21 protein-coding genes are annotated in these 23,515 nt (G+C 36.0%); 8 read left to right on the forward strand and 13 right to left on the reverse strand.

Annotated features, from left to right (window positions below):
* Positions 1 to 16: 16 nt before the first annotated feature.
* From IPH66_12910 to IPH66_12955, 10 genes are all read right to left on the reverse strand, one after another.
* Positions 17 to 754 (reverse strand): DUF2490 domain-containing protein, encoded by a 738-nt coding sequence (locus tag IPH66_12910; GenBank protein MBK7130244.1) that lies wholly within the window; start codon positions 752 to 754, stop codon positions 17 to 19.
* Positions 755 to 758: 4 nt separating this feature from the next.
* The gene (locus IPH66_12915) at positions 759 to 1,268 is read right to left on the reverse strand and encodes a hypothetical protein (GenBank protein ID MBK7130245.1); all 510 of its coding nucleotides are present in this window, start codon (positions 1,266 to 1,268) and stop codon (positions 759 to 761) included.
* 116 nt (positions 1,269 to 1,384) lie between these two features.
* The gene (locus IPH66_12920; GenBank protein ID MBK7130246.1) at positions 1,385 to 1,804 is read right to left on the reverse strand and encodes a PepSY-like domain-containing protein; all 420 of its coding nucleotides are present in this window, start codon (positions 1,802 to 1,804) and stop codon (positions 1,385 to 1,387) included.
* Positions 1,805 to 1,962: 158 nt separating this feature from the next.
* A complete protein-coding gene (locus IPH66_12925; GenBank protein MBK7130247.1) occupies positions 1,963 to 2,355 on the reverse strand; it encodes a hypothetical protein in 393 nt (130 codons plus the stop codon).
* Between the two features lie 103 nt (positions 2,356 to 2,458).
* On the reverse strand, positions 2,459 to 3,706 hold the full coding sequence (locus IPH66_12930) for a HAMP domain-containing histidine kinase (protein ID MBK7130248.1): 1,248 nt from the start codon (positions 3,704 to 3,706) through the stop codon (positions 2,459 to 2,461).
* Complete coding sequence (locus tag IPH66_12935) at positions 3,703 to 4,380, reverse strand: response regulator transcription factor (protein ID MBK7130249.1); 678 nt, start codon at positions 4,378 to 4,380, stop codon at positions 3,703 to 3,705. Before IPH66_12935 ends, IPH66_12930 begins: the two co-directional genes overlap by 4 nt.
* A 181-nt stretch (positions 4,381 to 4,561) precedes the next feature.
* Positions 4,562 to 5,248 carry a hypothetical protein gene (locus IPH66_12940; protein MBK7130250.1) on the reverse strand — a complete coding sequence of 229 codons (687 nt, stop codon included), beginning with the start codon at positions 5,246 to 5,248 and terminating at the stop codon, positions 4,562 to 4,564.
* 162 nt (positions 5,249 to 5,410) lie between these two features.
* Positions 5,411 to 5,659: a hypothetical protein gene (locus IPH66_12945; GenBank protein ID MBK7130251.1), complete on the reverse strand. Its 249-nt coding sequence runs from the start codon at positions 5,657 to 5,659 to the stop codon at positions 5,411 to 5,413.
* A 48-nt stretch (positions 5,660 to 5,707) separates the two neighbouring features.
* Positions 5,708 to 6,040: a helix-turn-helix domain-containing protein gene (locus tag IPH66_12950; GenBank protein MBK7130252.1), complete on the reverse strand. Its 333-nt coding sequence runs from the start codon at positions 6,038 to 6,040 to the stop codon at positions 5,708 to 5,710.
* A gap of 94 nt (positions 6,041 to 6,134) precedes the next feature.
* Complete coding sequence (locus tag IPH66_12955) at positions 6,135 to 6,977, reverse strand: hypothetical protein (GenBank protein MBK7130253.1); 843 nt, start codon at positions 6,975 to 6,977, stop codon at positions 6,135 to 6,137.
* Between the two features lie 1,159 nt (positions 6,978 to 8,136).
* Here IPH66_12955 and IPH66_12960 point away from each other — a divergent pair.
* Positions 8,137 to 11,853: a hypothetical protein gene (locus tag IPH66_12960; protein ID MBK7130254.1), complete on the forward strand. Its 3,717-nt coding sequence runs from the start codon at positions 8,137 to 8,139 to the stop codon at positions 11,851 to 11,853.
* A gap of 193 nt (positions 11,854 to 12,046) precedes the next feature.
* Here IPH66_12960 and IPH66_12965 read toward each other — a convergent pair whose 3' ends face one another.
* A complete protein-coding gene (locus IPH66_12965; protein MBK7130255.1) occupies positions 12,047 to 13,177 on the reverse strand; it encodes a site-specific integrase in 1,131 nt (376 codons plus the stop codon).
* Between the two features lie 332 nt (positions 13,178 to 13,509).
* On the opposite strand from IPH66_12965, the gene IPH66_12970 reads away from it, so the two are divergent.
* The 7 genes from IPH66_12970 to IPH66_13000 all read left to right on the forward strand — a co-directional run bounded on the left by IPH66_12970 (position 13,510) and on the right by IPH66_13000 (position 21,511).
* Positions 13,510 to 13,809 carry a GIY-YIG nuclease family protein gene (locus tag IPH66_12970; GenBank protein MBK7130256.1) on the forward strand — a complete coding sequence of 100 codons (300 nt, stop codon included), beginning with the start codon at positions 13,510 to 13,512 and terminating at the stop codon, positions 13,807 to 13,809.
* Between the two features lie 278 nt (positions 13,810 to 14,087).
* Positions 14,088 to 16,385, forward strand: coding sequence for a hypothetical protein (locus tag IPH66_12975; GenBank protein MBK7130257.1), 2,298 nt, complete (start codon positions 14,088 to 14,090; stop codon positions 16,383 to 16,385).
* A 129-nt stretch (positions 16,386 to 16,514) separates the two neighbouring features.
* Positions 16,515 to 17,252: a TIGR00730 family Rossman fold protein gene (locus tag IPH66_12980; GenBank protein ID MBK7130258.1), complete on the forward strand. Its 738-nt coding sequence runs from the start codon at positions 16,515 to 16,517 to the stop codon at positions 17,250 to 17,252.
* A gap of 71 nt (positions 17,253 to 17,323) precedes the next feature.
* The gene (gene rlmN, locus IPH66_12985) at positions 17,324 to 18,397 is read left to right on the forward strand and encodes a 23S rRNA (adenine(2503)-C(2))-methyltransferase RlmN (protein MBK7130259.1); all 1,074 of its coding nucleotides are present in this window, start codon (positions 17,324 to 17,326) and stop codon (positions 18,395 to 18,397) included.
* Between the two features lie 36 nt (positions 18,398 to 18,433).
* The gene (locus IPH66_12990; GenBank protein ID MBK7130260.1) at positions 18,434 to 19,981 is read left to right on the forward strand and encodes a hypothetical protein; all 1,548 of its coding nucleotides are present in this window, start codon (positions 18,434 to 18,436) and stop codon (positions 19,979 to 19,981) included.
* 141 nt (positions 19,982 to 20,122) lie between these two features.
* Complete coding sequence (locus IPH66_12995; protein ID MBK7130261.1) at positions 20,123 to 20,698, forward strand: zeta toxin family protein; 576 nt, start codon at positions 20,123 to 20,125, stop codon at positions 20,696 to 20,698.
* A 432-nt stretch (positions 20,699 to 21,130) separates the two neighbouring features.
* Complete coding sequence (locus tag IPH66_13000; protein ID MBK7130262.1) at positions 21,131 to 21,511, forward strand: hypothetical protein; 381 nt, start codon at positions 21,131 to 21,133, stop codon at positions 21,509 to 21,511.
* A 296-nt stretch (positions 21,512 to 21,807) separates the two neighbouring features.
* Here the strand turns inward: IPH66_13000 and IPH66_13005 are convergent, their stop codons facing one another.
* Together IPH66_13005 and IPH66_13010 are read right to left on the reverse strand one after the other, a co-directional pair.
* On the reverse strand, positions 21,808 to 22,992 hold the full coding sequence (locus IPH66_13005) for an MFS transporter (GenBank protein MBK7130263.1): 1,185 nt from the start codon (positions 22,990 to 22,992) through the stop codon (positions 21,808 to 21,810).
* 207 nt (positions 22,993 to 23,199) lie between these two features.
* Positions 23,200 to 23,496, reverse strand: coding sequence for a hypothetical protein (locus IPH66_13010; protein MBK7130264.1), 297 nt, complete (start codon positions 23,494 to 23,496; stop codon positions 23,200 to 23,202).
* Positions 23,497 to 23,515: the final 19 nt, after the last annotated feature.

The raw sequence follows: 23,515 nt of genomic DNA on the forward strand, positions 1-23,515 counted from the left end.
TAAAACATTCAAATCATCACTTTTTCTTTTTGTCAAAGTTAAAATTTGTAACCCACATTATTTGGGCAAGATTAAACAGACGAAGATCGTGCTGTTGATTTCGAGTAGCCGTCTGTAATAAATAACCAAGTTCAATTTTTCCCATTTTTCCCAGATTAAGTCCAACACCTACGTATGACCAATTTTCACTGAAAGTTGCATTCTTGGCTCCTGTCAGACTAAAATAGAATTCGTTGTAAGTGTTAAAATAGAACTCGTTTTTTTCAAGTGTTTTACCCTGCAAAGGCATATTAAAACCAACCTGATACCTAAAACGAGTAGATAACGGGTAAGTCGCTAAATTCTTGTTTTGTGTAAAGCGTTCTTCAAATCGAAACCTATTTATTAAGCGACCTTTAGAAATAGGAAATGAAAAAATAACTTGTTGCCACAAACGATGCTCATTAGAGAAAGCGCTATTTAACGGATTATTCCGTTGGTAAGTATAACTTCCTGCAAAATTGAGATTTGGAGAATAAACGTATATAATACTAGGTTGGATATACAATTGAAAATCGGTTGCCGGATAATCTATGCCATTTATAACTCGATCAAATCCGTCAATTGTAGTGGAAGCAAAAAAATTGTAGTTTATTTTTTTTGTAATTTTTCCGGTTTGATTAATGGCAGGTAAAAATCCAAAAAAGGTCAAATTTTGCGCCATAGAGGCTGAACCAAAAAGACCAAACGAAATGACTATAATAAGTTTTTTCATAGTGTCAATTTTGTGATGGTATTGGTTCAGCTTCAACCTCAACTTTCCGCAAAAGACTTCCTTGCGAATCAAAGAATAATTCGAAATAGTTCGTTGACTTTTCAGAAGTCCCTTTTACCAAAATTTCATAACGTAAATTTGTTTGAGGATTCACTTCTTGGCATTCAATAATTTTATACGCCGAAAAGAGACTGTCTAAAGAAACTGTAATTGTCGCTTGAACATTAGAGGGAATTGCGACGAAATTTCTAAAAATCTCAATTTCAATTAATGTGTCGTTTTTGAAAGCGAGGGAATATTTTTCGCCATTAAAACTAAATTCACTTTCTATTAGGATCAAATCTTCGCCTTTTTCTACATAGAATTTCAGTTTGGTAGCCGAAGGATAATTTGAAGATATATAATTTTGAATTATCGCAGGCACATCTTTTGTGCGCATATTTTTCTCTTGACCAAAAAGTACTTGATGGCCTAAAACAGATGCGAATAGTATTATGAACGATTTCAATTTCATTTCAATTTTATTTGGATTAATTCAAATCATCTGGTAAATAAATAAACAACGAGCAATTTCACGACACAATAAAATCAATCATTAAATTATCAAGTCGTAAAATCCATCTCGCAATTTTATTTAATCAACTTTCCGTCCACGTCGAAAAAAATATCTTTGCCACCAATCTCCGCTTCATATTTTATTTTGCCGTCAGCTGATGTAATTTTTGCAGCTTCTGTAATTTCTTGCCCAGCGTAATTTTTTTCTATATAAGCTAAGGCTTCTTTCGGCAACTCGCTCACAGCTATTTCAAATTCGGTTTCAAGAACCTTTCCTGAAGGACTATAAGTAACTGAGTTTTTATTCCCATTCACTCTGAAATTTACTTCGTAATCGCCATTTCGTTCTTTTTCCCACTTAGCAGTGGTGACCTCTGGGTACGCCAATTTAAATACTGATTTAACGCTATCCGGCACAGCCGATTCTTCAATTTTTTGAGTGTATGCTAATGATCCGAAAAGGATTAATGCTGTTAAAAATAATAGATTTTTCATTTGTTCAATTTTAATAATTAGTTATTGGTAAATGTTTTGTTTCTGCTCAATACTTAATAATAATAACAGAAATTACGAATGAAGATTAAACGAATCCGAGCAAACCCGGATTCGTTTTTCTTTTTTGTGAAAACAATTCTATCCTTCAAATTTTAATGTTATCCTTCTTCGTTCAGGTCACATTCGCATCCATCATCATCACTTTCTTCGTTATCTGCCTCTTCACCATCATTCTCTTCAGCATCGTTTTCTTCAACATCAATTTCTTCAACTTCTGTTTTAAGAATCGCTCCGCTATTGTCATAATATACCTTTGTTTCCATTGCATCTTTGATAAATAAGGCCGTGTAACCTTTACCATCAACATTGAACCAGGTAGTTACTGCAATACCTGCGTAATCGCGTTCTTGAGCCGTTTTAACAGCGGTAGGCACGTCTTCAGTAGCAACTGTTGGACATGGTTTATCTTTTTTATCGAACAAACCATGTTCTCCTTCTTCGCATGCAACGAAAGCAAGGATAGAAAATGAATAAATCAGCAATTTTTTCATAATGAATAATTTTAAGTTATTTGTTAGTATGAGTACAATATTAGTTTACGTTTCTGAAGCAAATCTGAAGTACTAAAAAAACAGACTTAATAGGACGGATAGACTAAAATTCAATTTTAAACTGATGCAAATTTGAAATGAAATTGTAAGATACTTTGCAGTTGTGCATTTTGCAAATACTTTCAACAATCGCCAATCCAAGTCCTGTAGATTCTGAATCGATATTGTCCTTGTAAAACCGCTTAAATAGTTGTTCTCCGTTTGAGATAAGTTTTTCACCAGAATTCGAGAACACCAAACTGTTTTCATTTGAAACAATATTTATCTCTCCTTCTTCAGGACAATATTTAATAGCATTGGTTAACAAATTAGAAACCAAAATATCGGCTAAGTCAGGATGGAACGGAATTTTTACTGAAATTAGTGAAGTAGATAATCTGATTTTTTTCATTTTTATCAGGTCATCATACAATTCTATTTTGTCTTTTATCACTTCTGATAAATCAATTTGATTAGTAATAGTAAATTGGTTATTTTCAATTTTAGTTAATAGAATTAATGATTGATTAATTCTTCGCAGCCTTGCAATTGCACGATTAATTTCAATCAACTCGCTCATCTGCGCTTGTTCTAATCCTACACTTTGCAATAAATTTTCTGTCTTAGATTGAATAATAGCAAGTGGAGTTTGTAATTCGTGCGACGCATTTTCGGTAAAAGTTTTCAGATTTTTAAATTCGTTACTGATTTTTACAGACATTGATTGTATTGCGTCATTCAATTGTTGAAACTCCAAAATGGTGGATTTTTTTGTAACAATTAAATTGTTCTGTGATGGTTGGAAAATTCCAATCTCCTCAATTGTATTGAAAAAAGAACGCCAAATGAGTTTTGAAAAGAAATAATTTACTGTCAACAACAATATAATGAATGCCGAAATAATCAAGGCAAACGATGCGAAAATTGTTTCAATTAATTCATCCTGTTCAAGCACAGCATCACAAATTCTGGCTTGATAATTTTGTCCATTTAATTGTAAACTAAAATTCAATATTCGATAGGGCAAATTTTCGCTTTGCATTTCACTGTATATAAGCGTATCGCTAAAAGAATCAAGCGTATTTTCGGTGGACGGCAGAAATACCATAAACTCTTCACCGGTTAACTCATTTGGAAGTCGATTATTCTTTGCTACAAATTGCAAAACTTCATTCTTTTTTTCAAGCAATTCTTCGTTGGATTCCTCGTCAATTATATTTGTGAGTTGAATGTAAAAGACAAAACCACCGACCGCAAAGACGATCACTGAAACAACTAAAGAAACAAACGTGTTTTTAGTAAGTAATTTCATGGTTCACTGAACTTATAACCTTCGGCATAAACTGTTTTGATATAATCTTCACCACCCTTTGCTAGCATTTTCTTTCGCAGATTTTTAATGTGTGTATAAATAAAATCAAATGAGGAAGACATGTCCATGTCATCTCCCCACAAATGTTCAGCTATTATTTCTTTTGTAAGGACTCTGTTTTTATTAGCGATAAAGAAAAGCAACAAGTCGTATTCCTTTTTTGTCAAATTCAATGATTCACCATGAATGAGTGCAGATTTTGAATCAGGGTTTATGCAAATTTCATTAAAAATTATATCTGATCGACCGTCGAATTTTTTGCGCCTAAGCAAAGATTTAATTCGTGAATTAAGTTCTGCAAGATTAAATGGCTTTGTCAGGTAATCGTCAGCGCCTAAATCAAGTCCGGTAATTTTATCGTCAACGGAGTTTTTAGCTGATATAATAATAAGACCCGTTCGTGGATTATGCTTTTTGAGACTGCGCACTATGTCTAAACCACTTCCTCCCGGCAGGGTGATATCTACAAGAATACAATCGTACTCATAAAGCACAACCTTTTCTTCACCGGTATTAAATGTTGATGCATGTTCACAAATATAACCCTCGTGTTTCAAGTAATCGATTATCGATTCAGCCAATGCTTGCTCATCTTCAATCAACAAAATCTTCATGAGCTAAAATTAAGGGTTAATTCTGAAGTAATTCTGAGTTAATGAATTATTGGCAGAATTGACAATATTCAGCAGCTATTGTGATGAGGGAAGGTGTTATTTTCTCAATATTCGAACTCCAATTGTCAGCATGATAACGGGTAGCATGGCCTAATATCGGTGCTTGGCGTCAATGACGGATTTATTCTTGAGTTCTCAACTGAACGTTCAAAATTGTAAACATTTCGTCTAGTTCTTCTGAAATTTTAAATTTAATTCGCTTTTTTTTCTTTGCGTCTTCCATCAATGACAGTAAACGAATCATCAAAAATCGCAAGAATTGTTTAAATGGATAATCTTCAGGCAGACAGTAAGCAATTGAACCGTCACAAAATTCACGAATCTGGTCATAACAACTACATAGTTCTCGATGGGAGATGATTTTATTTCGTGACGCCAAACACAAACGTTTAAAAATTTCCAACATTTTTTCATTGACATATTGCGAAAGCCCCCATTCTTTATTCGACCAGTTAGGAAATAAAAGGCGCACATAACCCTTTGGAGGTATTGGAATCGTGAACTTGTGAAGCAGCATAAGCTCAAATACATCTTTCGCTTCAATTACCGTGTCATTATATTGTGTTGATGTTGTTGGTTCTCCCGTTTCGTTTGCTTTCTTGATAAAAGTCTGGTCTTTTTTTTGCTTTTTCTCCAATCCGTCATTGACGTTTTGTGACGGATTTTGTGTAGAATCATGGGATTTTATAGGCCTTTCTGATTTATTCGTCAAGTTATCTGTCATTGACGGATTATTGACGGCACTGCTTAATAATTGCATTAGCATTTCCGGATTTACTTTACCCAGCATATTTGCAAGTCCGGCCAATTGATCCGTAGACTTCGGCTCAACTGGATTTGTTGAATATTTTCGCTCAACATACGCTAACTGCCTGCACGATTGTGTGCAATAAAACTGGTTCCGACGTCTCTGCCGGAACTCAGTTTTGCAATGATTACATGAATGTGTCATATACAGATTATTGACGTTTTACAATTCAAACACCTTATCATCCGAGTCTTCATCATCTGCTTTGGACTTTTTCTTGCCATTTGCTTTTAGAATTTTAGTGATGGCCTTCTCGAATTTTTCATTCGATTTCTTTTCACCGCGGCGTTCACCAATAAAGTAACCGATAACACCACCAACCAAAGCAGCGAGACCGGAATAGGTCAACACCTGTGTTTGTGTATAGGTAGCTTGTTCAGCTTTCTCTTCTTCTTTCTTTTCCTCAGCCATAAAATTGTTTTTTAAAATTGTTTGTCGTTCAATGTGTCATTGACGGATTTACTTTTTTGTCGTCAGCACGTAGGTTGCTGCTTCACCGTCTATTTCGCCGGTAGTTTTTACTTTTCCTTCCATGATCCATTTTTGCAGATCAGAAAGATTGAAATAGAGTTTATTCCCTTTTTTGAAATGTGGAATGAGCTTACGCGAAGTTTTTTCGTAAAGTGTTGTAAGTTGCAACCGCAGGAATTTAGCTGCTTGCCTCACATCAAGGATATGAGATGATGTTTCTGTTTGTTTAGTAAGTTCCTCTTGCAGGACTTCGCGAATTGCCTCTTTCAGGAATGCTTTGAATTCCTTTTCGTCGAGATTTGTCAAAAATGATAGTGCCATTGTAGTAAAATATTAAGTGAATATTCACTACAAAGATCGTGATAAGGGTAGCCCTTTTCAGGGTTCCTGAAGGTTCAGGCAAGGTCGTGGATACTTACTTTTTATCCTTTAACTCCTTGCCAATCTGTATTCTAAGCTTAGCTAAAAAATTATCGACTTCGGTCAGGTTTTTACGGTTTCGGATGGGTTCCAATTCCGTAGTTGACAGTTTTTGACGGATTGTATCCGCACTAAAGCCAGTTAAAATGTGAAATGCCTGGCCAGCGAGCTTATTACTCAAAAAATCTCCTTGTAAAATGCCTTTTGATTCCTGTAAAAGACGGATCAGAAGAACCGTTTGTTCCTGATTTAATGCCGTGAGTTTATCCTCAGACGTGCGCTGTGGTCTTCCTTTTACTTTGATTGCCTTGTCATCGTCAGTCGCCGAATTCATTTCCGCGTCTTTTTGCTGCGCCCATTCAGAAGCAGTTAAAAAGTGATTTCTTTCCAATAGGTCATTGCCATATTTCCGCAACGCTAATGTCAGGAACCGGCAAAATTTTTCAAAGTCGTTGCTAAAGTGATTGAGCAAATGATAATCCAGGAAATCGTCAATGTCCATTAAGTCAATGTGACGGATTTTGTAGACAAAAAAGGCACTGTAGAGTTTATCCTTTTCGGTTATATGAGTATCTGCGCAGGTATCATACCATGCGTTTACTTCATTACCATCCCTGAGTTTCTTGCCTGCGGATACGTATCGCGCTTCAACATTTTCAGTCACTTCTAACATTGTACCTTTGCCATGACGGGCGAGGATCTCATCTTCCCAAGCGTATTGGTTTCTCATGTCCATTATTCTCATAACACCTTCTTGAAATTTGGCGTAGTTGTGGCCGAAATATGTTATTTCAGTTAGTGCCATTAGGGGCAGGTATAGTTCGAGGGATTTATCCATAGTTGACGGATTGGGTTTGGACTACTAAGTGAATGTTTCTTGGAGAACGCGGAAATAGCGGAAAAGTTATTCTAATTATTGTTAAAGTAAATGCTGCATCTGTCAATTGATACTTTCAAAACCATCAACAAGGTTCTTTCCAAATCACTTCATTTTCAAGTGAAACGAAATCACCCTCTTCTTTTAAATCTAAAATATAATCACTTTGCGCTTTCTCGATTTATGTTCGACCTCCCTGTCAACGGTCTTATTGACAAATATCCGTTTCACCAGTTTATTTCTCACGATATATCCCTTCTCCTGACATATTTTTAAGTTTCGGTGATAAGTAGCTTTGGACCTGGTTTCTTTTAATGCCTTAAGACTCTTCGAATAATATAGCTCAATTAAAAACCATCTCACCGCTCTCGGTTCTTGCATAAGCCATGTGGTAGGTGATTTTTCCTTTAGCGGCTTTGACATCGTCTTCTCTGGTACAGGCGCAAATTCGCAATCCTGTTCAAAAATGTCCGTTAGGCCATCATTAATTTCACATTCAATCTCGACTTGATATTCGGCTAGAAGTTTTGTCTTGTCACGCCAATCAAAGAGCATGACTTGATAAATGCACAATTTGGAATTGGCTCGAATTCTTTTAACAAAAGCGAAGTTATCGAGGAACACATACCTATCCGTGTGTTGATAAACCGATTGGCATAAATCGTCAAAGGCTTGATTGATTAACACGTCTTCGTAAGATCGTCCATGCAGAGATATAAATCCTCTAGCACCTCTCGCTTTTCCAGTCCTGTAATATTTTACTCTGAATACACTCATATACTTTTCTCGCAAAGATCATGGCTCTGAAGTCCAGGTAAAAATTGCTTAAACAACTACGTCTCATATTGAGACTAATATCATCAAAAGTAATTGATTATAAGTAAATTAAAAATTATTAATTTTATGAGTTCTAACGATCAACTTGAAGATTAATTGTTTTCAATCGCAACCATCCTTTCAATTATCTTTATAGGCTTATTTGGCTTTCAGGAATATAGTGTTGACAAAAAAAGTCGTTTGTTTTTCGAGTCTTATGGCAGTGAACAACTTATAATCAATTCAAACGTCGTCAACTGAATGTGGCAACTTTTGATCTAAGGTACTAAGCAAATTAAAATTTATGAATCCAAAAATTATGGACCCTTTATCAAGCTTTGCCATTAAAGTGGCTGCCGGAATCGCGCTGAAATTGATTCAAGGACCGCAAGGAGAAGTGAAGTATCAAATGAAAAAAGCTTATAAGAAGGCTTTAAAATTATGGTCGCCTAATGTCTGGATAAGATGGCGAAATCAAAATCGCATAAAATTATATTTCACTGAGCTATTTGAAAACCCGGACCAACAAATCAATGTACATCTGGAGAACACTGAACTTCAAAGATTTTTTGAGAAATATAATGAAGCTCTTGCGCAATTCCCTTCAGCCTATGCGCATGTGAAAGACATTAAGGATGAAGCCCGTTTCAAAATTGTGATTAGACATTTCCAAAATATTGAGAGGAAAATTGATGTCCTTGATGACGGCCAAAAGAAAATGATGGATTATCTGGAAAAAAATCTAATAAACTCAGATAAGAAATTAGAGATTGAATGGAGGAGACAACTCAGTGTTTACAGAGAAAGCATGGAGAAATTCAAGCCACAAACAGCTCTTGACCTACTCAATGAGCTAAATAACAGTTTCGTTATTAATAATACAAACCCGCATCATACAATTAAGGCTAGCATTGAATTCTTAAAAGCCCAATGTTATGGAATGTTAGGAGATACGGCGGTATATCGGGCATTCATAAATGCACATAAGTTGGACGCCACTTCTAAGTTATTTAAAGAATGGGCTTGCTTTGGATATGCTAAAATTGGCGAGTTGAATGAGTCTAAAAGATTAATCGACGAAATCCTCGCAGAGGATAATTTGAATTTGATGGCATGGGTTGTTAAAGTCATTATATCAACCACTGACGATTTGAGAAAAGAACTGATGGCTGTTCCAAAAATTGTGATTGAAAAAATGGACTTCAAAAGAATTCTATACTTCAACACACGTTCCAATCCTCAATTTTTGGATCTATTGGAGGCATACCAAAAATTCGCAATTATCCCTGAACTATCTGAATATAACGACGAGACGCTAACTTTTAGCACTTATAAAACCAAGATGTTTCTTATTACTACAGCAGTTACAAAAATACTCCAAACGACGGGTTTCGATTTAAATCGACCGTACATAGGAAATATTGAATTGTTAAGGCAAGTTAAACCGACATTGGATAAATTTTTAGATGATATAAAAGATTCGGAAATAGGGTTGGATTTTCAATTATTTGAGCTATTCCGGCATTATATAGACTTTATAATTTTGAAACAAAAGGAATCTGCCCTCAAAATGAAATTCGTTTTTTCAAGTTTGACTACGAAAGATGAGCCTTACGTTATGATGACAGGAAACACGCTTCAACACGTCAAGGAATTTGACCTAGCTATAGAGGTCATAAATAGCCTAAAGGATAAATCTGCTGAAATTGTTCTTCTAGAAGCAATTTGTTTTTTAAAGAAGGGTGATATTAAAAATTTTGCAAGGTGTTCGAGGGAGTTTATTTCAAAAATTACTTTCGTGGATGAAAATCGCTGTTCTCAAATCCTGGATATTCAAAACCATCTCTATTTCCACTACAAAGAAAACGAAATTGATGTCTACGAAACGCTCAAGGATAAAGAATTTGAAAATGACCACTTAAAGAATCTAATTTCGGAATTCTGCGCAATTACAAGAAAAAATAATGATACTGAAACAATTACGAACTTAAAAAAAATTGAAACGTTTCTTTTAGAATCAAAGTCTCCTTGGATTTATTACGTGGCTTATTCGTATTTTTTATTGAATGAATTCGAGATAACGGCTGAGCTCTGCCAGAAGTTTGTCAGAGACGATGTGGAATCCCAAGAGTTGGAGATTTACATAAAATCCCTGCATAAATCAAAAAGTAATCACAAAGAACTGCTGAGGTTATTAAAAGTTTGGCGTACTAAATTTTCTTATAACGAAGAATTGTTAATGATTGAAGCCAATCTATGCAAGCAAGTGCTCGATTGGGAGAGATGCGTTGAAATATGTGAATTCCAATCGAGCAAATCTAAGGACCAAGAATTCTTTCTGAGTCTTTATCTCGTTAGTCTAAGTCGCAGCAACATGGATCAAAAGACATCGAAAATAAATGAGTTAGTGGACAAATTTAGGACTTTCAAATTCAAGTTCTATAATAATGCGAGTGTTGTCAGCAGAGCACTGGTCGAAAATAATCACCATAGAATTGCTTTGGATGTTTTATATCCATTTGCCATCGAGAAAGAAAATAAGCCGGCAAGAATGGAATATTTTATGTTATCTATTGGCCTTCCGTCGCAGCTGATAAAAGAAAACGAGATTGTCGAAATAGGATGGTTTGTCAAATATCAGCTAAACAAAGAATCAGCGAAGTTCATTGAGATAGTCGAGGGTAATCATCTTGCAAAGGAGCTGCTGGGTAAGCATGTAAATGATGTCTTTTCGATTAAACGTCAGATGGTCGGAACTACTGACACCGTTAGAATTTTGCGAATTATGGATAAGTACCTTCATTTAAGTGAGCTGATTATGGATGAGGTTACTAACGACCCTCATTCAGGCATGCCAATGCAAAGTATCCAGATTGAAAAAGATAACCCAAATGCACTTATTGAGACTCTTCTGTCGACTGTTGGGGCGGATGCGGCTGAAAGGGAAAATAACGCTGAAAATGCATTCCAGAAATATTACAGTAACAAATTATCATTTTCGGAATTGGTAGCTGTTAACTATTCATCTAATCACATTCAAGGTTATTTTAATCTGACACGCTATAGAGAAGGATTTACTATTATTCCGAGAGTTGCTTTTCCACAAATTGACCTCACTAAACGGAACCTTGTATTAGATTTTTCATCTCTACTTATCATTTTTCAAATTCATTGGGAAGTTAAAACGGAATTCCCCGGTAAGTTTTTAATCTCTGCTGCGATTCGTGATTTCATCAAAGATTATTTAAAACAAGAAAACGCACTGCCCAGGCCAGAAATGTCAATTACTTTTACGACCGCTGGAATTGTACATTCTGTAAAACCAGAAGATGTTTACAAAAATAATGTGGCCTACCTTAATAATCTCCTTGAATTTATTGATAAAAAATGTACTGTTGTCATAGCTGAGTCAAAATTGGACTTAAGCAGAAAATTAGACCAGAAGCTTGACGACCTGCCAATCGTACACTACCTTATTGATACGTTAGCCGTAGTTACTGAGAATGATGGCATATTGATCTCCGATGACGCCTTTTTTCTCAAATTTTTGAACTATAAAAACGGGCAAATTATTAGTAGCGAGAAATATGTCGAACTAGCGCTTGGTGAAGAATCCAAGTACAAATACGAGTTTGTTAAAAGTAAATATATTGGTCTCACAATTTCTAATGAACTTATCAAATTAGAATTCGACAAGAAGCGGAAGGGCCAAGAGAATTTCTATGACAATTGTATTGCTAATCTTTCCGTTTCACTGAATCCAAATGAACTTAATATATATACTTGTGTTGAATTTTTAAAGGAAATTGCTTCAGATTCAAGTTTAAGCGAAAAGGAATTAATTCAAGAAGGCACTCACTTATTTGTAAGCTTATTAAAGGGGCAAAAGGAACTAAAAGTTTTCCGTGGTGTTGCCTTCTTAATTCAAAAAGAATTTCAAAACGATCCGGTTAAACTTGGGAGTATGTTTACCGCTTATGACGAAGCCCTGCGTGTTTTAGGCGTGCCAAAAGAAAATTAGCTTCCGCTATCCTTTAAAAATCTACCTGGCGGGATTGCAGTATTCAATATTAAGCTAATTAATAAGAATAGCCACATCCATTAAAGCAAAGAGAGGAGGCCCCAAATTGGGCTCCTCTCATACGTTTTTAGACTTTGGTGAGTCAAGTAAGTCTATAATTCACCATTTCTGGTGGCTTTTCTAATAAAGTTGCTTATGCTAATAAATTCAATGAAGGAAGCGATTTTACCGCCGCCATTTTTCTCTTATCCCTGATCTTAGCATAAATCTGCGTAGCCTGAATTGTTTTATGCCCCAATAGCTTTGACACGGTGTATAAGTCACCTTCAGGACAATGTTCCAAAACATTGGTTGCAAAGGTGTGGCGTGCAGTATGGAAGTGCATTAGCTTTCGATTCAATCCGGCAGCTTCAGCCCACGTTTTAAGATGGTAGTTTACCTTTCGGTTCATTGCACCATTTTTATTGTACTCTTTAATAGCCGGAAAAACAAACACACTTGGTTCTTCTTTCAAATGTTGCTGCCTTCTGCGCTTGATAATTTCAGTCGCTTGGTCAGAAAGTGGTAGATACTCGATGGCATCCGTTTTTTCTTGTTGGAAGTAAATAAAGTAGGTTTCTACTTTGTCAATTTTCTTTGCAGTTATCTGATCCCACCGCAAGCAGTTTACATCGCTCCAACGCAAGCCAGAAAAACAACTAAATAAATATGCCTGTTTAATTTGCGGATGAATGGCGCATGGTGTACAAATCAAATGTTGCAATTCTTCCAACGAATAAGCTTTTCGGAAACTGTCCTGCTTCTTAACCAGATCTTTTCTGTCAATTAAACTAAATGGATTCTTGCGGATGATGTCTGCTCGTTCCGCGTCCTTCAATGCCGTATTCATGCTTTTGACATAATGACGCGCGGTGTTGTTGCCCATGTTGGTAAGCAGATAAGCAATGAAAGATTTAATCCAATCCGGTGTCACAGCTTGAAAAGTCAGCGGGCGATTTCCTAAATACTTTTTCAGGTAGTTCAAGGTTTGCTTGTAAAGTCGGTTGTGCGATTTTTGTTCGGCGTATTTTTCAAACCATTTTACAAAATCGGCTTTTTGACTGTTCTTATTTATTAACCCATTGTCTTGAACAATCAATTCGTTTTCTCTTTTGATTTTAATTTGCTGTGCATACAATTTTTTCTCCTTGTCTTCTGGAGTAGGTTTGTTCCTATTGACATGAATATCTAAAAATTCATACCACCGATGTTTGTTATGGTAAATGTCGAGGTAAAAAGATACCTGTCCGTTCCCTAATTTTTTTTCTCTTAAATAAACTCCCATTTTCTCTAATTTTAAGGTTAAACATTACCCCTGCGATACAATATCCGAAATCGCAAAAGCGTCTGAAGGGTTCATGAACCTTCATGTGATCCTTGAAATATTTTTGGGTAACAAATGGGTAACAAAAGCCGTCGAAAGAAGCCGAAAGACATCCAAACAGGCATAAACTAAAAAAGGAGGGAAAGCCACTGAATTTGTGGCTTTTTGATGGTTTTGTTGTTTTTAGTTAGATTTGAGACAATATCCGATAGCTATCGGCACAGTAGGTGCTTGGTTCGATTCCAAGTGGGCCCACCACGAAAGCGAGACATCATGTTCTCGCTTTCTTTTTTATGTACTCGGTATATATTTTGTATAGCAAAAAGTTAGGCAAACACTACATTGGGTTAACCAGTGATACTATTGAGCAACGAATTGAAAAGCACAACACAAAACACCACGGGAATCATCGTTTTACGGCAGCGACGAATGACTGGGAATTATTCTTTCAGATAGCGTGTGAATCATTAAGTCAAGCTAGAAAAATAGAACTTCATATTAAGTCAATGAAAAGCAAAGTCTATCTTCAAAATCTTACAAAATATCCGGAAATGACGGAAAAACTCCTTATGAAATTCAACAAGAGCACTTGACTCTGCCGATAGCTATCGGCACAGTAGGTGCCTGGTTCGAGCCCAGGTGGGCCCACCACGAAAGCGAGACATCATGTTCTCGCTTTCTTTTTTATGTACTCGGTATACACCGGGGGTTCACATTTCTTGTTTTCATTTTGCTGCTTGTGAATTCATTTCGCCCGTTTGTGAATTTGATTTGGTGACGCTTCATCAAAGAAATAATTTTAGATCATAATACATGCAAAATCATTTCAATAGAGTGAAAAAATAATTTCAAATACATAATAATTCTAATTATGAAAAAACGTATATCCATTTCTGGCCTGGTAAAAAAAATGCTCCTGCTTCTTATTCTTATGCTAAACAACTTGGTTGTGCTGGCACAATTTGAAAGAGAGTACGCTATTGAGCCTTGTAAAGGTTGCTACTGGAAGGACAGAACATATTACAAGCCGAAAGGTCAAACGGCCGGGTGGTTACCCGGTAGACCAATTAAACTTTATTCATGCATGAATGGAGAACGGATCAAAAATTTATTTGCATTAGCCAGCAGAGAAGGTACAGAGGATATTGACTGGATTGTTGACTTGACTACTAATCAAATTTTAATTGATGTAAGATCATGGAAGGATGGAAAAATCTTGCTCGCCTCATCAAAGCTTAAATCTACAGAGGGTTTTGGAAGTAAGTGCGCCAATGAGTATTGGTTGGTTATCTATGATGGTGGATCTGTAGTATTAGACACAAATTTTGTAGAGCTTCTACCTTTTGTTAAAGGAAGTCCATATGAATTTCGAGGTCAGTTAATTGGTGATGAACCTATGAAAGACTTGAACGATTGGGCAATCAAAAATCCAAACTCAGGTGAGTTATTTGATATAAACGGCAAACCCATAGGAGGTTTTATTGCCGATGTTCAGTTTGATTTTGGGAATGACATTTTTCTTGGCACTGATAACAAATTGTATGTTAAGGGAAAAGTAGTTAATATGGGCTTTGGTGTTGAGGCAAATTATTTTGGACGTAAGATGGAAGATTTTATATTTTACCAGAACGAAAATATACTAGTTGTAAAATCTAATGCTGAAAACGGTAATTTGATAAACCTCGAAACATTGATTGATTATGGTTCATTTTATTTTAAAGAAGTTGAAGATATTAACCATAAACCAATACTGCGAAATGGCAAGTATTTTTTGATTAAGCCGCAAAGTGATGCATTGGGTGTATTGAATGCTAAGACCGGAAAATACTGTAATGAACAACTCGGAACTATAGTTTATAAAGACGGGGCATTCTATACAAAAGGAACCACAGGTGATTATTCATTGGAGGTTGATCCGGAAACGTGTGGTACAAGTTATGTTGGTGCCAAGACTGAAACTTATTCGGTCTATGATATTAATATTTTTAACAGTATCAGTTTTCTTTCATCCATGTCATTATGCCTGACACAAAGCGGAAAACTAATGAGTCTTGAAAAGGGATTTGATGGTGATCTTCACTTGAAAAAATTTAATTATCCCACAGCAAATACCTATTCAGAGAATTCAATCTCAAGTACTGATTACATGAATAAAATTATTGCCTTACAAGGTGGTGGTTACGCAGCTTGTGGAAGAGATCATTTAGTGTTGATGGACGATGAATTGAATGTACATTTTCAATTAGATGACCCAATGTTGAATTATAGAGCTTATTCATCCAATCCTGACTACGCAGGTGCAAAAATGGATACTTGGAAAACCGGATCAGGTACTGGCACGGCGGTTGATTTTCTGGATATAGCGGAGAATTCAAATGGTACTGAAATCAGCTCCGTGTTTTTATTTCATGCCTGGGTGAATGGTGCACAAAAAATGTATTTGGGTCTCAGTGTGCAAAAACTTTCAAATCCCAGTGAAGTCATTTTACATGATTTGGCAATTGAAGTGCCTGAAGGTTTCATTACATCAACTAATCAGGCTTCTATCCGTGTTAACGTCATTTACTTGAATGACACTCACGTGCTCATTTCTTTTGGAGGTGATGGGTTTCAACAAACAGTTGTTTCTACAGAATTATTATTTCAGAAAAAACCACTTAACGCTAAACTATGGCAAGGAAATCTATTTGATGTTGATGATTTTGTCAACGGTGGTTTAGTAAAAGATGGGGATAATACGTACATCGTAGGTTCTGGGCATAAAAACGGAACAAGTTTTTTAGCAATTGGTAGAATTGAATGGCAAAATAATGTGCTTACTCTTGAAAAAGTATGTTATCGTACTTTTGGATTTTCTAATGCAAATATTGGTGAAGCGCATTGTGTCACTCAACTCAATGAAAATGCTTTGATAATTTCCGGAATTTCATCATCTGATTATTCAGCTTTTTCAGGGTATCCTTATTTTGTTGAATTTGATTTGAATAAATTTGATTTGAATACCGATAGGGCTTTCATAGTTAAAAATGATGATCTCTATAATGCTCACGTGGCTGATTTAGTGCCGTATTCAGATGGAACTGGAAAAGCTGGATTTGTTGCTTTGTACGGAAATCATTTTGACACTAAATCAAAGTTCACCATCACTCAATTTACCTTTAGTAAATAACCTCACAGATTTGCTCTTCTTTTATATCTCCTGACCTTTTTCGTGTCAGCTGATTTAATGCAATTATGAAATTAATCATGTATTGCCGACAGCATTTGAGTTTAAATTTGCAATCATTGAAGTTTTATCATGGCAAATCAAAACACGACATCCGACGACCTGCTCTTCCTCGATGGCCCCCGATCTAGATGGAAAGAATTCACTTTTGTTTTAAAAACCATGCGTGAGTTTATTCGTGGATTCAGAAAATTACATTTTGTTGGTCCTTGTGTTACTGTTTTTGGTTCTGCCAGGTTTAAAGAAGATCATCCGTATTATGAAATGGCCAAAACAATGGGCGCTGCTATAGCGCGTGAAGGTTTTACGGTGATGACAGGTGGAGGTCCCGGTATTATGGAAGCTGCCAATCGTGGTGCGCATGAAGCCGGTGGCCGTTCTGTTGGTTGCAATATCGTTCTGCCTATGGAGCAAAAACCAAATCCTTATGTACAACAATGGGTAAATATAAAATACTTTTTTGTGCGCAAAGTGTTGCTCTCTAAATACTCATACGCATTTGTTGTATTGCCCGGCGGGTTTGGAACGCTGGATGAATTGTTTGAAGCATTAACCTTGATTCAAACCGGTAAAATGGAAAAATTCCCGGTGGTTGTGATGGGCACCGAATATCATCAGCATCTCAAAATCCACATTGATAAAATGGTTGAAAACAAAACAATCAATTCTTCTGATTTGGATCTTTTCTTAATGACTGATTCGGTAGATGATGCAGCAAATCATATTAGACAAACGATTGCTCAATACGGGCTCAAGGGACAACGCAAGTTTAAGCCCAACCGCTTGTTAGGGGAGAAGGGGATGAGGTGAACGCCATAAGCAGAGCCAATAATTACTATGTTTCTGAATCACTGAATAAACCCTAACTTTGTGATTGTATTATGTCACAAGTCAAACAAAACATCCGTGATCTCTCACAAGACGAATTAATTACTCTACTTGAAAATCAAGGGGAGAAAAAATTCCGCGCCAAACAGGTGTATGAATGGATTTGGAAAAAAGGTATTCGCTCGTTTGATGAAATGAAAAATGTGCCCAAAGCATTGGTTGAATTCCTTGATCAACATTATTTTTTAGATTGTTTGGCTATTTCTGATTTGCAAAAAAGTAATGACGGAACCATTAAATGTGCTTTCACAACGCATGATAATAGAATTACTGAAGGAGTTTTAATCCCTACTCCAACAAGGGTTACTGCTTGTATATCGTCACAAGTGGGTTGTAGTCTGGCATGCAAATTTTGTGCAACAGGTAAATTAAAAATGCTGAGAAATCTGAGTCCCGGTGAAATTTATGATCAGGTTTTGTTGCTCAATCGTTTGGCTGAAAAAGAATATGGTCAGCACCTGAGCAATATTGTGTTTATGGGAATGGGTGAGCCACTGCTCAATTATAGCAATGTATTACTTGGAATTGAACACATCACATCTGAAATTGGATTAAATATTTCATCTAAACGAATCACCGTTTCAACTGCCGGTGTAGCTAAAATGATCAAACGTCTGGGTGATGATAAAGTGAAGTTTAATCTGGCTCTTTCATTACATGCCGCTGATGATACAAAGCGAAGCGAAATCATGAATATCAATGAAACAAATAATCTTGAAATTCTTGCTGATGCTTTGCGTTATTTTCACAAACAAACTGATGCACGCATTACGTTTGAATACATTATTTTCAGAGATTTTAATGACTCAATGCAAGATGCCAGAGACCTGGCTAAATTCTGTAAAAATGTGCCCGTAAAAATTAATATCATTGAATATAACCCAATTGATGACGGAAAATTCAAGCAGGCTGACAGTGATAAGGTGGATAGTTTTGCAAAATTTTTGGAATCACTCAACTTAATTGTGAATATTCGCAGAAGCAGGGGGAAAGATATTGATGCCGCTTGTGGGCAGTTGGCTAATAAAAATTCTGCCGTAGAATTGAAAGACCGCGTTTTAAAATAACCTATCTTTAGTTTGATATCTTACATTCACCGGCTCATGGCATTGCAAAATCACAGATTATTATTCTTACTTCTGGCCTGTGTTGCTTTTACCATGCATTCCCGTGCACAGTTTGGCCAGGTGGTGAAAGGAGATGAATATTCAACTGCACGCAAAGAAAATTTCAACGGGTTCATTGGTGAAAATCAAACCACGCTTTTTACTGTTGATTATCTCTATATCAGTAGAAAAAAACAAGAACTTATTCTCAGAAAATTTTATAAAACAGATCTTTCCTTGGTGGATTCAAAAAATATCTATGAAATTCCACCCGATGGATTTTATGGCGAACCCATTGAAGTGTTCTATCAAAACGACTCTGTTTTTCTGTTCAATAACCTCTATGATGAGGCGGCAAAAACTTTATATATCACCATGGAAGTTTTTAATATCAATTTTGAAAAATTATTGAGCTTTACTGTTGATACCTTGCCTGATGATGAAACAATGCACATCAGAGAGAGCGCGAATAAAAATGGATTCATATTGTTGAAGTCAAAAAAATTCAGCAATCTCACTGAGCAGGAAATTGGCGCAAAAATAATTGATCATTCCGGTGAGTTATTTCTCAATGAAACGCTCAAGTCTCCGCTCGCTTTGCAGACCCTGAATATTGAAGAAATTGAATTTACCCTGCATGGGCCAGTGTATATTTTGTGCAATTACAATTTTGATCCGGCTAACAGTGGAATTCAAGACGAGCGAACTGTGATAGCAAATAAATACGCAATCTGGTCGTATGATATTGAATCAAAATTCATGAAAGAAATTGAATTGCGTATGAAGGGTAAATGGATAAATGGCGTGAAAATGAAATTGAATGATGCTAACCAACTCATCTTATCAGGATATTTTAATGAGTCAAAAAACAATACGGTGAATGGGGTTTTTAGTGTATTGATTAATGAAGATCTTACCATTGCAAAATCTTCGTATGAAAAATTTTCAGATGATGTATTATTTAAATTTATTGATGAAAAAGACAGATCAAAAATTAAAGAACTTGAAGATTATAAATTGAATGAAATGGTGATGTTGGAAAATAATTTTTACTTTTTATTAGGTGAACGTTTCTATAAATATGTTGAACGGACCTACGATCCTCGCACAAATATTACTACTACAACAGAGCATTATAATTACAATTCAATTATTGTCTCACTGTTTGATAGTCTTGGAAATGAACTATGGACTGACAGAATTCCAAAATATCAGAATTCAACGAATGATTATGGCTATTTTTCATCTTTCGCTACCATGACTAACGGCAGCAAATTATTTCTGTTCTTTAATGATACAGATAAAAATAACGAACTTGCCCTCAACGATTATTTCAATTATAAAAGTCTTTACAACAACAGAAGATTTCAAGTTACCGGCGTTGAAATTGACACCAGCGGAATCATTTCAAGAAAACAAATTTTAGGCACTGATAACCCATTTATGTTACGCGCCAAAGTATCAAATCAAGTGAGTGATTCGGTGATGTATATGTTTACTGAAGTAGGCAGATCAGCAAAGGTTTTTGCTGTTGGGGTGGAATAGTAAGAATAGAGTTTATTTAATTGTTACCAGTAATTAGCCCACCTTCTGTACTAACTACATTCTGGCTCCCATAGCTTGTTCGGAAGCCGCAGTAAACCATTACTACTACCTTTAATTGTAAAATTCGTAACTTTACGCTTAATGAAACGCCTGTATATAATAGCTGGACCGAATGGAGCAGGAAAAACAACTGCTTCCTATACAATTCTTCCGGAAATTTTTGACTGCACAGAATTCGTAAATGCCGACGAAATTGCGAAAGGAATTTCTCCTTTCAGTCCGGAAAATGTTAGCGTAAAAGCTGGACGAATAATGCTCGAAAGAATAAATGAATTATTGGAAAAAGAAAATTCATTTGCGTTTGAAACTACTCTATCGACAAAAAGCTACACCGAATTCATAAAAAAAGCTCATCAAAAAAAATTCGAAGTAATTTTACTTTTCCTCGCTCTTGACTCGAAGGAACTTGCTTTAAAAAGAGTTCAAACAAGAGTTGCAGAAGGCGGACATAATATTCCTGAGGAAGCAATTATTCGAAGGTTTAAATCAGGCTTAGAGAATCTGTTTCGACTTTACATTCCTATCGTCGACCAATGGATTTTAGTTGACAACTCAGGTGAAAAATTTGAATTCATAGCTGAAGGATCAAGACAAGAATTAATTATTAAAAATGAAAACATTTGGTCATCAATAAAAAACAAATACAATGGGAATTAAAGAACAATTGCTCGATTTGGAATCTAAGATTAGCAAAGGGCTCGAACTTGCTTACAAAAAAATGATTGAATTCAAAAAGCAAAAAAATAGTCCCATCATTATTTCGAAGAATGGGCAAATAATCGAAATATCTGTTGACAGCATATTGCCAAATAAAAAATAATTTATTCCCGTGTCGCAATTGATACAACATCACTTGCCCATGTCTCGAGCAGTGGTAAAATAACTACTGGTAACAAAAGCTAAAATGTAATTGTGTTGCGCTCCTAACAGGAAAAATTTACGCTCCTTAGAAAAAACGCAAACAAAAATTTTAGTAAATGAAAAATTTACATAAATGTTTTGTTGGCTTGCCTTATCAGGAAAAATCCTATCTTTAACTACGGCGCAATCACAACTACAATTAGCTCGCCGTTATACGCAATTGCATAAATGAAAAGACTTTTGTTGTTAATATTTATTGTTGTCGGAATTTTAGCGGTCGTTATTATTGCTTTCAACTTCTTGAATAAATCAGGACCTCATCAAACTTCTCTGCATTGGAAATTTGATTGTAATGACACTACATTCTATTTAACTACCCACCAAGGGCCACTGTTCACTTTTAATTATTATGACTCAACCGGAAATGGTCAATTATACGCAAGTGGGGAATATAAATACGAACAGGAAAAAATAGTGCTTTACGCCGGAAACCGGCAAGACAGCATAACACCTTATATTATTGAGAATACTTTATATGACTTTTACAGCCACGCAGAAGCGATCGTGATGGAAAAAACGACCGACTATTTCGACGCACAAGAAGAATAAACAGCTTATAACACCACATGCTATGTAAACCCTTAAGTCCTGATCTCAGCGCTCACCTTGGTTTCAGTATGTCAAAAACATAGTTTTTATTTTTATGCTGTTAATTGTTGGAAAATTGTGTTGGCATTTTGTGCCGGATTTTTTCAGTATCAATAACTGTCATTGGTTTTAATTTCGGCAAAATTGCGTGAATGGAGAATTTCACGCACAGTTGTTTTAGAACGCAGAATGAAAATTTCTTGCAAGGCTTTTTTGTGCATGATTAATCGCAAAAAATGAAATTCGCCTCAAAAAATTCACTCATGAATTTCAAGAGGCTCTTCATAGCGCACGCGTGCCTTTTTTCCAAAAGTTGCCAGATAGAATGCAATGAGAAATAAGATGACAGCAGCAATAGTAAAAATGAGCGGAACCTGATTCATGTCGTTTTGATAAAGCAGCATGCCGAAATAAGTTCCAACCATTAATCCAAATTCTAAGCCCATCCAAAGTGTCCCAAGTCCGCGGCCTTTTTTAGTTGGTATTGATAAATCAGTTGCCCAAGCCATGGTGGTAGGTGATATAATTGCTGTACCTATTCCGTATAAAAATCCACAGATAAAAAAGAGTGCGACACTCTGCACAAAAATCATCAGAGTTGTAGCGCAGGCAAAGATGAATACGCCTAATAGCAGCGCTTTTCTGCGTCCAATACGATCTGACAATCTGCCCGCAAGATAGCGCACCACCAAACCGCTTAGCATGTGGGTAGTAAAAAATAGTCCTTTATTTTCTACTTCAAGATGCAGTGAAATTTCTGGAATTAATAAAAAATAAAATCCTGTACACACAGTAATCAAGGTCATAATAATTGCCGGAACAAATACCTCCGGTGCAATAATTTCGTCAGGACGTGGAATAACATCTGTTAATTTGAATTGTTTTTTTCTGGCTTGTGTTTCTTTGACCGGCAAGGTGATGAGCGTTGCAATTAATCCAAAGAATGCAACACTGTAAAATAATCCGTCCAAACCTAACCACTCTTTGATGGGATAACCTAAAAATGAACCTAATCCAAAACCAAGTGAAATGGCAATGGAAAAAAATCCCATGGCTTCACCCCGCATGTCTTCAGGTATAAGATCAGCCGCAAGGGTGGATGCACCTGTGGGTTGAAATCCAACAGAAAATCCATGAATTAATCGTACAAGAAAAAACAGAGATAGAGCGCTTATCACAGGGTAAAAAAATGCGATACCGATATTGACGATCAATCCAAAATAGATAACAAATTTACGACCAACTACATCTGACATTTTTCCACTCAAGGGTCTAAGCAACATGGCTGAAATTGTCCAGGGTAGCAGTACAGCCCATTTATTTTCACCTTCGCCAATTAGTTCAAGAAAATGATTCAGTTCTGGCAGAATCAAATTAAAGCTGAGAACAAAGATGAGTGTTGAGGCGCAAAGCAACCAAAAATCACGCGGGAGCCGTTTCATGAATTGCAAAGGTACGCTGTAGATGTTATTTAATCATCAGCCCAAAAAATTTATTTAGCGATTAAGAGGTAGAAGGAAAAGGGCGGGATTCTAATATGAAGAATCTTGCCCTTTTCTCTGTAGGCGCAGGTCGCAATCTGTGTCAATTTAAGAAGGATAAGAAATAAAAAAAGCCTCCGTGTGGAGGCTTTCTATGTTGTTTGATTTTTATTTTCCGTCATCGTCCTGATCGAAATCTTCGTCTTCGTCCGGATCAACTATTCCATCAAAATCTTCATCTTCATTTGGATCGGTGATGTCTCCATCAGTTCCGCCTGTGTTGTTTAGATCAAAAATGTCGTCATCTCCGCGTGAACCATCTGTATCATTTTTGTCAGATTCAGCGCCACGAGTATCAGAGTTTACAAAAGGATCTTCTGTAATAACAGGCTTTTGGCATTTCTCGCAAGCTGCAAAAACCAGCAAGAACGCTAACAAACTCATTATTTTTAATCCTTTTTTCATCTTATGTATAACCGCATTT

This window comes from Crocinitomicaceae bacterium, from assembly GCA_016708105.1.
Classification (GTDB): Bacteria; Bacteroidota; Bacteroidia; order Flavobacteriales_D; family Crocinitomicaceae; genus JADJGJ01.

Excerpts from the sequence above, each read along its gene's own strand:
- IPH66_12910 (MBK7130244.1), bottom strand. The coding sequence starts at position 754 with ATGAAAAAACTTATTATAGTCATTTCGTTTGGTCTTTTTGGTTCAGCC.
- IPH66_12915 (MBK7130245.1), bottom strand. The coding sequence starts at position 1,268 with ATGAAATTGAAATCGTTCATAATACTATTCGCATCTGTTTTAGGCCAT.
- IPH66_12920 (MBK7130246.1), bottom strand. The coding sequence starts at position 1,804 with ATGAAAAATCTATTATTTTTAACAGCATTAATCCTTTTCGGATCATTA.
- IPH66_12925 (MBK7130247.1), bottom strand. The coding sequence starts at position 2,355 with ATGAAAAAATTGCTGATTTATTCATTTTCTATCCTTGCTTTCGTTGCA.
- IPH66_12930 (MBK7130248.1), bottom strand. The coding sequence starts at position 3,706 with ATGAAATTACTTACTAAAAACACGTTTGTTTCTTTAGTTGTTTCAGTG.
- IPH66_12935 (MBK7130249.1), bottom strand. The coding sequence starts at position 4,380 with ATGAAGATTTTGTTGATTGAAGATGAGCAAGCATTGGCTGAATCGATA.
- IPH66_12945 (MBK7130251.1), bottom strand. The coding sequence starts at position 5,659 with ATGGCTGAGGAAAAGAAAGAAGAAGAGAAAGCTGAACAAGCTACCTAT.
- IPH66_12950 (MBK7130252.1), bottom strand. The coding sequence starts at position 6,040 with ATGGCACTATCATTTTTGACAAATCTCGACGAAAAGGAATTCAAAGCA.
- IPH66_12955 (MBK7130253.1), bottom strand. The coding sequence starts at position 6,977 with ATGGATAAATCCCTCGAACTATACCTGCCCCTAATGGCACTAACTGAA.
- IPH66_12960 (MBK7130254.1), top strand. The coding sequence starts at position 8,137 with ATGAATCCAAAAATTATGGACCCTTTATCAAGCTTTGCCATTAAAGTG.
- IPH66_12965 (MBK7130255.1), bottom strand. The coding sequence starts at position 13,177 with ATGGGAGTTTATTTAAGAGAAAAAAAATTAGGGAACGGACAGGTATCT.
- IPH66_12970 (MBK7130256.1), top strand. The coding sequence starts at position 13,510 with ATGTACTCGGTATATATTTTGTATAGCAAAAAGTTAGGCAAACACTAC.
- IPH66_12975 (MBK7130257.1), top strand. The coding sequence starts at position 14,088 with ATGAAAAAACGTATATCCATTTCTGGCCTGGTAAAAAAAATGCTCCTG.
- IPH66_12980 (MBK7130258.1), top strand. The coding sequence starts at position 16,515 with ATGGCAAATCAAAACACGACATCCGACGACCTGCTCTTCCTCGATGGC.
- rlmN (MBK7130259.1), top strand. The coding sequence starts at position 17,324 with ATGTCACAAGTCAAACAAAACATCCGTGATCTCTCACAAGACGAATTA.
- IPH66_12990 (MBK7130260.1), top strand. The coding sequence starts at position 18,434 with ATGGCATTGCAAAATCACAGATTATTATTCTTACTTCTGGCCTGTGTT.
- IPH66_12995 (MBK7130261.1), top strand. The coding sequence starts at position 20,123 with ATGAAACGCCTGTATATAATAGCTGGACCGAATGGAGCAGGAAAAACA.
- IPH66_13000 (MBK7130262.1), top strand. The coding sequence starts at position 21,131 with ATGAAAAGACTTTTGTTGTTAATATTTATTGTTGTCGGAATTTTAGCG.
- IPH66_13005 (MBK7130263.1), bottom strand. The coding sequence starts at position 22,992 with ATGAAACGGCTCCCGCGTGATTTTTGGTTGCTTTGCGCCTCAACACTC.
- IPH66_13010 (MBK7130264.1), bottom strand. The coding sequence starts at position 23,496 with ATGAAAAAAGGATTAAAAATAATGAGTTTGTTAGCGTTCTTGCTGGTT.